The 12,567-nt window shown below is 71.5% G+C and carries 10 protein-coding genes; 5 read left to right on the forward strand and 5 right to left on the reverse strand.

All coding sequences use genetic code 11. From position 1 onward, the window contains the following. Positions 1 to 60 precede the first annotated feature (60 nt). The gene (dnaE, locus tag WBG99_RS27065) at positions 61 to 3,600 is read left to right on the forward strand and encodes a DNA polymerase III subunit alpha (RefSeq protein WP_338898794.1); all 3,540 of its coding nucleotides are present in this window, start codon (positions 61 to 63) and stop codon (positions 3,598 to 3,600) included. Between the two features lie 100 nt (positions 3,601 to 3,700). Here the strand turns inward: dnaE and WBG99_RS27070 are convergent, their stop codons facing one another. Beyond that, a complete protein-coding gene (locus tag WBG99_RS27070) occupies positions 3,701 to 3,865 on the reverse strand; it encodes a hypothetical protein (protein ID WP_338898795.1) in 165 nt (54 codons plus the stop codon). Between the two features lie 243 nt (positions 3,866 to 4,108). On the opposite strand from WBG99_RS27070, the gene WBG99_RS27075 reads away from it, so the two are divergent. The 4 genes from WBG99_RS27075 (at position 4,109) to WBG99_RS27090 (ending at position 8,156) form a co-directional block, all read left to right on the forward strand. Further along, positions 4,109 to 5,323, forward strand: coding sequence for an NYN domain-containing protein (locus tag WBG99_RS27075; protein ID WP_338898796.1), 1,215 nt, complete (start codon positions 4,109 to 4,111; stop codon positions 5,321 to 5,323). Positions 5,324 to 5,475: 152 nt separating this feature from the next. Continuing rightward, on the forward strand, positions 5,476 to 6,501 hold the full coding sequence (locus WBG99_RS27080) for an ABC transporter ATP-binding protein (RefSeq protein ID WP_338898797.1): 1,026 nt from the start codon (positions 5,476 to 5,478) through the stop codon (positions 6,499 to 6,501). 70 nt (positions 6,502 to 6,571) lie between these two features. After that, positions 6,572 to 7,432 (forward strand): ABC transporter permease, encoded by an 861-nt coding sequence (locus WBG99_RS27085; protein WP_338898798.1) that lies wholly within the window; start codon positions 6,572 to 6,574, stop codon positions 7,430 to 7,432. Between the two features lie 34 nt (positions 7,433 to 7,466). Then, positions 7,467 to 8,156 (forward strand): DUF2567 domain-containing protein, encoded by a 690-nt coding sequence (locus WBG99_RS27090; protein ID WP_338898799.1) that lies wholly within the window; start codon positions 7,467 to 7,469, stop codon positions 8,154 to 8,156. A 160-nt stretch (positions 8,157 to 8,316) separates the two neighbouring features. Here the strand turns inward: WBG99_RS27090 and ybaK are convergent, their stop codons facing one another. The 4 genes from ybaK to WBG99_RS27110 all read right to left on the reverse strand — a co-directional run bounded on the left by ybaK (position 8,317) and on the right by WBG99_RS27110 (position 12,395). Continuing rightward, positions 8,317 to 8,820 (reverse strand): Cys-tRNA(Pro) deacylase, encoded by a 504-nt coding sequence (gene ybaK / locus WBG99_RS27095; protein WP_338898800.1) that lies wholly within the window; start codon positions 8,818 to 8,820, stop codon positions 8,317 to 8,319. Positions 8,821 to 8,846: 26 nt separating this feature from the next. Next, entirely contained in the window at positions 8,847 to 9,587 is a 741-nt protein-coding gene (locus WBG99_RS27100) for an LON peptidase substrate-binding domain-containing protein (protein ID WP_338898801.1), read from the reverse strand. Between the two features lie 70 nt (positions 9,588 to 9,657). Next, a complete protein-coding gene (locus WBG99_RS27105) occupies positions 9,658 to 10,668 on the reverse strand; it encodes a hypothetical protein (RefSeq protein WP_338898802.1) in 1,011 nt (336 codons plus the stop codon). Positions 10,669 to 10,811: 143 nt separating this feature from the next. Then, positions 10,812 to 12,395: an oxidoreductase gene (locus WBG99_RS27110; protein WP_338898803.1), complete on the reverse strand. Its 1,584-nt coding sequence runs from the start codon at positions 12,393 to 12,395 to the stop codon at positions 10,812 to 10,814. Between the last annotated feature and the right edge of the window lie 172 nt (positions 12,396 to 12,567).

Here is a 12,567-nt window from a genome sequence, read left to right on the forward strand (position 1 = left end):
CCGACCACCGCCCCTCAACGAGGCGCCACGCGCCGCATCTGTTCCCTGGAGGCCGAAGCCGTGTCAAAGCCGCCGTTCACGCACCTGCACGTCCACACCCAGTACTCGCTGCTGGACGGTGCCGCGCGGCTGAAGGACATGTTCGACGCGTGCAACGAGATGGGCATGACCCATATCGCCATGTCCGACCACGGCAACCTCCACGGGGCGTACGACTTCTTCCACTCCGCGAAGAAGGCCGGCGTCACCCCGATCATCGGCATCGAGGCGTACGTCGCCCCCGAGTCCCGGCGAAACAAGCGCAAGATCCAGTGGGGCCAGCCGCACCAGAAGCGGGACGACGTGTCCGGTTCCGGCGGTTACACGCACAAGACCATCTGGGCTGCGAACAGGACGGGCCTGCACAACCTCTTCAAGCTCTCCTCGGACGCGTACGCCGAGGGCTGGCTGCAGAAGTGGCCCCGGATGGACAAGGAGACCATCTCCCAGTGGTCCGAGGGGCTCATCGCCTCCACCGGCTGCCCCTCCGGCGAGCTCCAGACCCGGCTGCGCCTCGGTCAGTTCGACGAGGCGCTGAAGGCGGCCTCCGAGTACCAGGACATCTTCGGCAAGGACCGCTACTTCCTGGAGTTGATGGACCACGGCATCGAGATCGAGCGCCGGGTCCGCGACGGCCTCCTGGAGATCGGCAAGAAGCTCGGCATCCCGCCCCTGGTGACGAACGACTCGCACTACACGTATCCGCACGAGTCAGCCGCGCACGACGCGCTGCTGTGTATCCAGACCGGCAAGAACGTCTCCGACCCGGACCGCTTCAAGTTCGACGGCACCGGCTACTACCTGAAGTCCACGGAAGAGATGTACGCCATCGACTCCTCGGACGCCTGGCAGGAAGGCTGCGCCAACACCCTCCTGGTCGCCGAACAGGTCGACACCACCGGCATGTTCGAGGCCAGGAACCTCATGCCGAAGTTCGACATCCCCGAGGGTTTCACCGAGGTCACCTGGTTCCAGGAGGAGGTCCGCCGCGGCATGGAGCGACGCTTCCCCGGCGGCGTCCCCGAGGACCGCCAGAAGCAGGCCGAGTACGAGATGGACGTCATCATCCAGATGGGGTTCCCGGGGTACTTCCTCGTCGTCGCCGACTTCATCATGTGGGCCAAGAGCCAGGGCATCGCGGTCGGCCCCGGCCGTGGCTCCGCCGCCGGTTCGATCGTCGCGTACGCCATGGGCATCACCGACCTCGACCCGATCCCGCACGGCCTGATCTTCGAGCGGTTCCTCAACCCCGAGCGCGTCTCCATGCCCGACGTCGACATCGACTTCGACGAGCGCCGGCGCGTCGAGGTGATCCGGTACGTGACGGAGAAGTACGGCGCCGACAAGGTCGCCATGATCGGCACGTACGGCAAGATCAAGGCGAAGAACGCCATCAAGGACTCCGCGCGCGTGCTGGGCTACCCGTACGCGATGGGCGACCGGCTCACCAAGGCCATGCCCGCCGACGTCCTCGGCAAGGGCATCGACCTCAACGGCATCACCGACCCCTCCCACCCGCGCTACAGCGAGGCCGGCGAGATCCGGGCGATGTACGAGAACGAACCGGACGTGAAGAAGGTCATCGACACCGCCAAGGGCGTCGAGGGCCTGGTCCGGCAGATGGGTGTGCACGCGGCCGGCGTGATCATGTCCAGCGAGCCCATCGTCGACCACGCCCCGATCTGGGTGCGGCACACCGACGGCGTGACCATCACCCAGTGGGACTACCCGCAGTGCGAGTCGCTCGGCCTGCTGAAGATGGACTTCCTGGGCCTGCGCAACCTCACGATCATGGACGACGCCATCAAGATGGTGAAGGCCAACAAGGGCATCGACCTGGAGATGCTCTCCCTCCCGCTGGACGACCCCAAGACCTTCGAACTGCTCTGCCGCGGTGACACCCTCGGCGTCTTCCAGTTCGACGGCGGCCCCATGCGCTCGCTGCTCCGCCAGATGCAGCCCGACAACTTCGAGGACATCTCCGCCGTCTCGGCCCTCTACCGCCCGGGCCCCATGGGCATGAACTCGCACATCAACTACGCCGAGCGCAAGAACGGCCGCCAGGAGATCACCCCGATCCACAAGGAGCTGGAGGAGCCGCTCGAAGAGGTCCTCGCGGTCACCTACGGCCTGATCGTCTACCAGGAGCAGGTGCAGAAGGCCGCCCAGATCATCGCCGGGTACTCGCTGGGCGAGGCCGACATCCTCCGCCGGGTGATGGGCAAGAAGAAGCCCGAGGAGCTGGCGAAGAACTTCACCATCTTCCAGGCCGGCGCCCGCAAGAACGGCTACAGCGACGAGGCCGTCCAGGCCCTGTGGGACGTGCTGGTCCCCTTCGCCGGCTACGCCTTCAACAAGGCGCACTCCGCCGCGTACGGCCTGGTCTCGTACTGGACGGCGTACCTCAAGGCCAACTACCCGGCCGAGTACATGGCCGCGCTGCTCACCTCGGTCAAGGACGACAAGGACAAGTCGGCCGTCTACCTCAACGAGTGCCGGCGCATGCGCATCAAGGTGCTCCCGCCGAACGTCAACGAGTCCGAGCAGAACTTCGCCGCCCAGGGCGACGACGTGATCCTCTTCGGCCTCTCCGCCGTCCGCAACGTCGGTACGAACGTCGTCGAGTCGATCATCCGCAGCCGCAAGGCCAAGGGCAAGTACGCCTCCTTCCCGGACTACCTCGACAAGGTCGAGGCGGTGGCCTGCAACAAGCGGACCACGGAATCGCTGATCAAGGCGGGCGCCTTCGACTCCATGGGGCACACCCGCAAGGGCCTCACCGCGCACTTCGACTCGATGATCGACAACGTGGTCGCGGTCAAGCGCAAGGAGGCCGAGGGCCAGTTCGACCTCTTCGGGGGCATGGGCGAGGAGGAGAGCGACGAGCCGGGCTTCGGGCTCGACGTGGAGTTCACCACCGAGGAGTGGGAGAAGACCTATCTGCTCGCCCAGGAGCGGGAGATGCTCGGTCTCTACGTCTCCGACCACCCCCTCTTCGGCCTCGAACACGTGCTGTCCGACAAGGCCGACGCGGGCATCTCCCAGCTCACCGGCGGTGAGCACGCGGACGGCGCGGTCGTCACCATCGGCGGCATCATCTCCGGCCTCCAGCGCAAGATGACCAAGCAGGGCAACGCCTGGGCCATCGCCACCGTGGAGGACCTCGCCGGCTCCATCGAGTGCATGTTCTTCCCTGCGACCTACCAACTCGTCTCGACCCAACTCGTCGAGGACGCCGTCGTGTTCGTCAAGGGCCGCCTCGACAAGCGCGAGGAGGTCCCGCGCCTGGTCGCGATGGAGATGCAGGTCCCCGACCTGTCGAACGCGGGCACCAACGCACCGGTGATCCTCACCATCCCGGCCACCCGGGTCACCCCGCCCATGGTCAGCCGGCTCGGAGAGATCCTCACCCACCACAAGGGCGACAGCGAGGTGCGGATCAGGCTGCAGGGCCCGACCAAGACGACCGTGCTGCGCCTCGACCGGCACCGGGTGAAGCCGGACCCGGCTCTGTTCGGCGACCTCAAGGTGCTGCTCGGCCCGTCCTGCCTGGCCGGCTGAGCGACCTCGACCGGCGGCGAGCGTGAACGCGCGAGGGGCGCGTCCGTGATCCGGACGCGCCCCTCGGTGCAACCGGGCTGCGACAGCCCCTGTGCGGACGTCAGTTGTGACCAAAACGCTTCTGCCGGCCCTTGCGGGCCATGTCGCCCGTGGTCATCGGGGTCGCGCGCTGCTCGGCCTGCGGCTCCAGCGAGGACTGCTGGACCTCCTGCTGACCACGCTCGGACTGCGGCTGCTTACGGTCCTGCTTCTTGTTCTTGGCCATGGTGATCTGCCTCCTGTCGGGGATCTGGGGGCCGGGGACGCGACCAGATTCACATGGCGCGACACGGTGCGCATTTCGGAAAATCACCGTCCGTGACGAGAGTTGTCGGGAAGTGTGCCGCGATGGCGAGGGCGGACGGCGCATGCGCCACGCCGAAGATCGAGTTCCGGCCGTTAACCTCCGCGTGGTCGGGCAGACTCGAAGGAAGCCCGAAGCAAACCTCCCGGAAAGAGGGTGGATCGCGTGGACCGCTGCATCGTCCTGGTGGACGCCGGGTATCTGCTCGGCGCGGCCGCCAGCCTCCTCGCCGGGGAACCCTCCCGCTCCCGCATCACCGTCGATCACGCCGCCCTCATCCAGGGGCTGCGCGAGCGTGCCGAGGCCGACACCGATCGCCCGCTGCTGCGCATCTACTGGTTCGACGGCGCCCCCGACCGCGTCCCGCAGCCCGAGCACCGCAGGCTGCGCGTCATGCCGCGGGTGACCGTCCGGCTCGGCGCGCTGACCCGCAGCGACGGGCGGTGGGCGCAGAAGGGCGTGGACGCCGCCATGCACGCCGAGCTGACCGAGCTGGCCCGCAACCGCGCCTGCTCCGACGTGGTCCTCGTGACCGGCGACGGAGATCTGCTGCCGGGCATGATGGCCGCCAAGGAGCACGGCGTCGCCGTACACCTGTGGGCGGTGCAGGCCGCCGACGGTGACTACAACCAGTCCGAGGACCTGGTCGCCGAGGCGGACGAGCGGCGGGTGCTCGACCGGATGTGGATCACCAAGGCCGTACGGGCCAAGGACCTTGGCGGGGTCTGCGCGCCGCCGCCGGTGCCGCGTCCGGAGATCGCCGCGATCCTGTCGGCGCCGCTGCCCGAGTCGGCCCTCGCGGCGGCCGAGCGGGCCTCCGGGGAGCCCGAGCCGGCCCCCGCGGGGCGCAACGGGACCGAGGAGCGGGCACAGGCCGCGGCCAAGGGCGTACCGACCCCGAAGGATCTCGCCGCCATGCGGGGGCCCGGGGCGCATGCCGCGCAGCATCCGGCGACCGCGACGCTGCGGTGGTCCTCCGACAAGGGATGGGTGGACCGGCCCGGGGGCGCGGCGGAACCGCCCGAGGCGGCGGCGATGCCGACGCTGGCGCAGCTCACCACAGCCGAGCAGCGGTGGGCCGACCGCGAGGAGGACATCACCACGGTGGGTGGTGACCCCTATGAGGTCGGGCAGGTGTTCGCGCGGCGGTGGATGGCGCGGCTGACCGACCAGTCCCATCTGCAGAAGCTGTCGGGGATGTATCCGCGGGTTCCGCATCGGGTGGACGGGGAGTTGCTGCGGTACGCCGCGCGGTTCGGGTTGCTCGCGCACAAGGACGATCAGATCGACGAGCATGACCGGTACGCGATCCGGGCCGGGTTCTGGCGGGAGATCGATGTGCGGACGGGGGCGGAGCATGCGCCGGCCGGGGAGCGGTAGGGGCGCCTGAGCTCGGGCCCACTCCTTGCGGGCGGCTGCGGGGTGATCGTGGCTGGTCGCGCCCACGCGGCGGCGCCGCGTGTGTGACAGCCTCCCGCGCTGGGGTGACCCGGAGGGAAATCGGTGCCCGGGACCCCGTAGGCTCGTTCCTCGTGAGTACGCGTACGGCACAGGCGATCCGGCACGGTGGGGATGTCGTGTGCTCTGTGCGGGGGCTCACCAAGACGTATCCGGCGTCGCGGGGGCGGCGGGGGACGCCGGGCACCCCCGAAGTGCGGGCCAACGACGCGGTGGCGCTGGAGGTCCGGCGCGGCGAGATCTTCGGGCTGCTCGGGCCCAACGGGGCGGGCAAGACCACGCTGGTACGGCAGCTGACCGGGCTGATGCGGCCCGATGACGGCACCGTCGACATTCTGGGCCACGACATCGTGCGGCACCCGGAGCGGGCCGCGCGGATCCTCGCCTATCTGGGGCAGGAGTCGAGCGCCCTCGACGAGCTGACCGTGGCGCTGGCCGCGGAGACCACCGGGCGGTTGCGCGGACTCGACGTACGGCGGGCGCGGGCCGAGCGCGACGCGGTGCTGGCGGAGCTGGGGCTGACCGGGCTCGCCTCGCGCCCGCTGAAGAAGCTGTCCGGCGGGCAGCGGCGGCTCGCCTGTTTCGCCACGGCGCTCGTCGGGGAGCGGCCCCTGCTCGTGCTCGACGAGCCGACCAGCGGCATGGACCCGGTGGCCCGGCGGGCCGTCTGGGCCGCCGTCGACCGGCGGCGGGCCGAGTCCGGCACGACCGTCCTGCTGGTCACGCACAACGTCATCGAGGCGGAGACCGTGCTCGACCGGGTCGCCGTCCTCGACGAAGGGCGGGTCATCGCCTGTGACACCCCGGCCGGGCTGAAGGAGAAGGTCGCGGGCGAGGTGCGCGTCGAGCTGGTGTGGCGGGAGAAGGCCCCGCTGGACGTGCCCGAGGTCGCCGCGCTGCGCCCGCGTGCCGTGGAGTCCGGGCGCCTCTGGACGCTCCGGCTCGCGCCCGAGGAGGCGCGCGCGGTGGTGGCCACGGTGACCGGGGGCGCCGCCTTCGTCGCGCTCGACGACTTCACGCTCGCCACGCCGAGCCTGGAGGACGTCTATCTCGCGCTCGGCGGCAGCACGGGCAGCGCACAGGGGCTGATCAAGGGGTGAGGACCGCGGGCGTGAGCCGGAGCGCAATCGATGCGGATGTGAACGACAGGGCTGTCGCAGCCGTACGAACATGGGCGACAGCCGAAGCGAAGAGGAGCAGCTCGACGTGAGTGTCGTACCCGCCGAGATCCTGCCGGGCAGCACCCTGGCCGTGGAGGAGCGCGTGGAGCGCGGAGCCGTTGAGCTCGGGCCCCGCGCGCGGCTGTGGCCGTCGCTCGCCGCGGTGTACCGGGCGCAGCTGTCCCGGGCGCGGGTCGCGCGTATCCCGCTGCTGTTCGTGGCCACCTTCCAGTCGATCGGGATCATGATCCTGATGCGCGGCGTGGTGGACGGCGGCGCCGAGGCGCACGCCGTGGTCGCCGGTTCGGCGGTGCTCGTCGTCGCCTTCGTCGCGCTGAACCTGCTGGCCCAGTACTTCGGGCAGCTGCGGTCCAGCGGCGGGCTCGACCACTACGCGACCCTGCCGGTGCCGCCGGCGGCGGTGGTGCTGGGCGCGGCGGGGGCGTACGCCTCCTTCACCGTGCCGGGGACCGTCGTGACCGCCGTCTTCGGCTGTGTGCTCTTCGGGCTGCCGCTGACCCACCTCTGGGTGCTCGCCGCCGTGATCCCGCTCGCCGGGGCCGCGCTCGCCGGACTGGGCGCCGCGCTGGGCCTGCTCGCCCCGCGTCCGGAACTCGCCACCGTGCTAGGGCAGCTGGGCATGTCGGCGGCGCTGCTGCTGGGAGTGCTGCCGGCCGACCGGATGCCGGGCTTCATCCAGTTCGCGCGGGACCTGCTCCCCTCGACGTACGGCGTGGAGGCGCTCGCGCGGACCTTCGGGCCGGACCCCGACTGGGCGTTCGTGCTCGCTGACCTCGCCGTGTGCGCGGGGGTGGGGGGCGTCTCGCTCGCGGTCGCCACCTGGGCGTACCGTCGCGCGGCCGTCCGGTGACGCGGCGCACAGCCGCGCCTGGCACGATGGCAGAGTGACCGCACCGTTTTCCTCGCCTTCGCCGCGACCGCACCACCAGCCGTCGGACGACCCCTGGGCTCCGCCGCCCACCAGCGGTGGGAACGTCGGGCATCTCGGGTACGAGCCGGACCAGCCGTCCGGCCCCGGGCTGAGGACCGAGCTGACCGAGGCCGCCGTCGTCACCGTGGTCATGGCCCTGCTCGGTGGTGCGGTGCTCGGCGTGCTGTGGTGGTGGCTGGCGCCGCACGTACCGCTCGTCTCCGACGGGTCGGCGGTCTATTTCAGGGACACCGAGGGCGAACAGGCCGTCGGTGTCGACGGGACGTTCACCCTGCTGGCCCTGGGCGCGGGCGCCCTCAGCGCGCTCGTCGTCTTCCCGCTGCGCCGGCGCGGCGGTGTGCCCCTAGTGGTCGCGCTCACGCTCGGCGGGCTGCTGGGCGCCCTGCTGGCGTGGCGGCTCGGGGTGTGGCTCGGGCCCGAGACCGATGTCGCGGCGCGGGCGAAGGAACTCGGAGAAGGGGTGACGTTCACGGCGCCGCTCAAGCTCGGGGCGAAGGGGGCGTTGCTGGCCTGGCCGCTGGCGGGACTGCTCGTCCATCTCGGGCTGACCGCCCTGTTCGGGCCACGCGATCCCGACCCCGACGAGGCGGAGCAGTACAAGGACGGGTACGGCGCGCCGGTGGGGCCGCCGCCGGCCGGCTGACGGTCTTTCGTCCCGCCCCCGCCTCCGGTCCCGCCCCCAGGGGCGCCGCCGCTTCGCCCCCGTGGGGCGGGGTGTCCGGCTGCTGCTGCGGGTGGGTGGGGACTGGTCGCGCAGTTCCCCGCGCCCCCTGAAATGCCTGAAAGGCGGGGGCCGCGCCCCGTCATGCGCGGGCGATGGGCGCGGAGGTCGCTTCCGTGAGCTTCAGGAGGTCCATCGGGGACAGCTCGACCTCCAGGCCGCGGCGGCCGGCCGAGACGCAGACCGTGGCGTGGGTGTCCGCCGACGCGTCCAGCACGGTGCGGAGCTTCTTGCGCTGGCCGAGCGGGGAGATGCCGCCCCGGACATAGCCCGTCGTGCGCTCCGCGAGGGCGGGGTCGGCCATCGCCGCGCGCTTGCCGCCGACCGCCGTCGCCAGGGACTTCAGGTCCAGCGACCCGGCCACCGGCACGACCGCGACGACGAGCGCGCCGTCCACGTCCGCCACCAGGGTCTTGAAGACCCGCTCGGGGGAGACGCCCATCGCCTCGGCCGCCTCCTCACCGTAGGACGGGTGGGCCGGATCGTGCTCGTAGGCGTGGACGGTGAACTCCACGCCCGCCGCGCTCAGAGCCACGGTCGCGGGGGTGCCGCCCGCCTGCTGCTTCTTCTTCGGCTTCTTCGCCATCGGCCTTCTCGTGTACGTCGGTCACGTCAGTTGAGGCTTGTCGGAGTCCGCGTCAGCTCCGACGCGGGCAACGACGGCAGACTACGGATGATGGCGGACTCGGCGCGCAGGAGTTTCAGCTCGTCGCGCAGCCGGGACGCGGTGTCGGGGGCCTGCAGCAGCCGCTGCTTGGCGGGGGTGTCCAGCATCATCGCCGCGGCGACCAGGTACGAGACGACCGCCGGCTCGTCCGGGAGGTCCGCCCCCGTCGACAGGGAACGCTCCCGGGCACCCGCGAGGCGCTTCTGGTACTGGCGGAACGCCCGCAGCACACCCTCCGCGAGCGCGCCCGCCTCGTCACCGGCGTCCTCCTCCAGCTCCTCCAGCTCCGCCACGAGGAACGGACCCGAGGTGTCCACCGAGAGCAGACGCACCCGGGTGGTGCCGGTCGCGAGGACCTCGTATGTGCCGTTGTCGCGCTCCCGGATGGTGGCAGCGTCCGCGACGCAGCCCACGGAGTGGAACGCCTTCGTCGGTTCGTCGCCGAAGCCCGCCGTCGGGCCCCGGTCGGGCAGGGCCGTCGTATCCGGCATTCCGGATACGCTCGGCGCGACCTCGTGGCCGTCGCGGATGGCCACGACGGCGAAGCGGCGGGGTTGGTCCTCGGGGGTCTTCAGCAACTCGCGCATCATGGCGCGATAGCGCTCCTCGAAGATGTTCAGAGGAAGCACGAGCCCCGGGTACAACACCGAGTTCAGGGGGAAGAGCGGCAGCCGGACGGTGGTCACGAGGCCAGAGCCTAATGGTCCTCCGGGTGCGCGCGTTCGCCCGTACTCGATTGGTGACCTCCCCGGCGGCCTACCTCCGGGCCCGTGTCGGCCTCTTCGGCCGTGCGCGCAGCGGTATCGAGGACGCCACCTCCAGGCGTACGCCGTCCCGCAGCTGGAGGAACTGGCCCAGCGGATCGTCCGAGACCCGGTCCCAGGGGAAGGACGTGGCGTACGGGCCGATCATGCGCAGCTGGGCCAGGGCGTCCGGCCAGCGCTCCAGGCGGACCAGGACATAGGCCAGGAGGTTGCGGACCTCGGCCGGCCACGGGTCGCCGGGGTCGTACGCGGCGGAGAGCGCGATCGCGCCGTCCGCCCCCGCCTCCAGGCGTGTGCGGGGGACCACGGCCGCGCCGCCCTCGGTGAGGTACGCGAACGCCGCCCGCACCGGCAGGGCCCGCACCAGGGAGCCGGGGAGGGCGTCCTCGGCGGCCCGCTCGGCGAAGTCGAGGCACTCGCGGTGCGAGCCGTACCAGGAGGCCGACAGATACTTCAGAGCCGCGACGTGGCAGCCGTAGTGGTGCGGGGAGCGGCGGACCGCCTCCCTCCACAGCTGTTCGAAACCACTGCGACCGAGGCCCGTGCCCCGGGCGTGGTCGAGGGCGATCCGCCAGGGCACCGGGTCACGCGGCTCGCCCTCGGCGGCTGCGGCGATCAACGGGCCCGCCTCGCGCAGCAGTTCCTCCCGGGCGGGGGAGCGCAGGCCGCGGGCCACCGCCAGCTCCGCCCTGATCAGCAGGGCGTCCGGGTCGTGCGGGGCGGCCGTCTGCCAGGACCGCAGCCACTCGTCGCGCGCGCGGGCGAACCCGGCGAGCCGCAGCGCGTACCGGTCGCGGTTCTCCCACTCGGCGGACTCCCGGGTGATCGCCAGCAGCTTCGCCGCGGGCGCGTACTCACCGCGGCGCGCCGCCACCAGCGCGGGCGCGAGCCGCTCGTCGGGGCAGTCGAGCAGCACCTCGTCGTCGGCGGGCAGCCCGGCGGCGAGCCGTGAGGTGTGGCGGGCCATCCGGGCCGTCCGGACGAGCGCACGCAGCGGACCCACGGCGACCCCCTTCCACCTGAACCGGCGCCGCTCCCGCGGACCGGGTGCTCACCGTCGCGCTTTCGCGCGTGTCGGTTTCGGTAAGAAGACGGCGCCGAGGCGGATCAGGTTGTGTGCTGTGCGATGACGGTCCGGATCACGGATCAGTTCCTGCTCAGGAGCCGGGTGGCCCCCGCCGCCACCGTCGTCGCGAGGATCCAGCCCAGGATGATCACCACCGCGGCCAGCCACTGCCAGCCGCCGTGCAGCTGCCAGTAGCCGACCTGACCGAGGTCGATGACCGGCAGCAGCAGATCCAGGGCGAACAGCGACGGGCTCCAGTGCGGATGCTCGCCGTTCTTGATCGGCGGATGGTGCGTGTGCGAAAAGGCGTACGAGGTCAGCGCCCACAGCACCGCCATCCACACGGCGGCCCGGCCCGGCCGGTACCCGTACGCGACCGTCCAGTCCTGCGCGTAGCCCCAGAGCTTGGCCGCGGCGGGCAGGTTCTCCCGCCGGTGGCGCTGCTTGGCGAGCAGCACCTCGCGGGCGCCCTCGTCGTCGCCGCCGGCCCGCAGCACGGTCGCCAGCCGCTCGTACGGCTCCGGGCTGTACTCGGCGGTCGCCGCCGCCACCCACTCCAGCCGCATGGCCAGCGGGAACCGGTCACGAGGGACGAGGCTCTCGTACTGGAAGCCGCCCATGTGGAGGTTGCCGGGGCCCGGCCAGCTCTCCGACTTGTCGATCAGGACGCCGACGCGGGCGCCGGACAGCACCACCTTGCCCCGCTCGGGTCTCTCACCGAGGAAGCGGAGCTCGGGCACCTGTACGCGGCGCAGGGACAGCTCCTGTTCGTCCGTGAAGGTGAACCGGGCGCGCTCCAGGTCGACGGAGTCGCCGAACCGGCCGTCGTCCAGCCGGATCCCGCCCTGGCACACGAACCGCTGGACGCGGGTGCCGCGCGCGGGGGTGCTGCCGCTGGTGTGCAGCGGATTGCCGACGCCGGCCGGGGTCAGGTAGAGGGTGCGCTCGACGGTCAGCTGCGGCGCGTTGAGGGCGAGGCGGCCGTAGGGGTTGGCGAGCCGACTGCCGCGCAGACTGAGCGAGGCGCCGACGGTCGCGCCGCGCAGGCTCAGCTCGCCGTGCGACTCCAGCATCTCGGCCTGCACGTCCTGGGCGACGGTCAGCCCGTCGGCGGAGAGCGAGCGGCCGTGCCGGTCGCGGTAGACGACCGCCTGGTTGAGCAGCAGATCGGTGCCGATCTGCGCGTCCGCCAGCCGCACCCCGTTGTGGAACCGACAGCGCGGCAGATGCAGATCGCCCTCCGTGTGCAGCCGGGCCGCCTCCAGGCGCGGCACCGAGCAGTCCACCAGCCGTACGGTCGTGAACCGGGCCTCCGGCAGCAGGATCTCCTTCTCGAACCGGCAGCTCTTCATCTCCACGTACGGCACCACCTGGCCGCCCGCCAGCTCCAGGACGTCCTTGATCTGGACGCCGACCAGCTTCAGCGCGGACACCCGGCCGGCCAGCGCGGGCGGCCCGTCCAGCAGCAGCCAGGCCACGATCCGGGACCGCACGGTCCGCTCGGGCCCCCAGGGGTGGCCGCCGTGCGGATCGTCCACGGCGGTGTCCCCGTCCCGCAGGTCGTACACGCTGCCGTTGCGGAAGGCCTGCCACATGCCGGCCTCGGCGGCGGTCAGGTCCTCCGGCAGGTCCCCGTCGTCCCGGACACCGACACCCTCCGTCACGGCTTTCCTTCCCCCGTTCTCCGCGCTCACGTGTATCGCACAACTGTTCATGCTGGTGATGCCCGCTGAGTGACGCCCCGAACACGCGGCGTGCTGTGCATTCTGGGGGACGCCCCGGACCCCGGGATCTTTTAGGCTCCCGCGCGGGTCCGTATCAGCCATTGGAACGCGC

Origin of the sequence: Streptomyces sp. TG1A-60 (assembly GCF_037201975.1) — a bacterium.
Lineage (GTDB): Bacteria > Actinomycetota > Actinomycetes > Streptomycetales > Streptomycetaceae > Streptomyces.

What these genes read in the sequence shown, in the direction of transcription:
- WBG99_RS27070 (WP_338898795.1), bottom strand. Translation starts at nt 3,865, where the DNA reads ATGGCCAAGAACAAGAAGCAGGACCGTAAGCAGCCGCAGTCCGAGCGT.
- WBG99_RS27085 (WP_338898798.1), top strand. Translation starts at nt 6,572, where the DNA reads ATGGGCGACAGCCGAAGCGAAGAGGAGCAGCTCGACGTGAGTGTCGTA.
- ybaK (WP_338898800.1), bottom strand. Translation starts at nt 8,820, where the DNA reads ATGGCGAAGAAGCCGAAGAAGAAGCAGCAGGCGGGCGGCACCCCCGCG.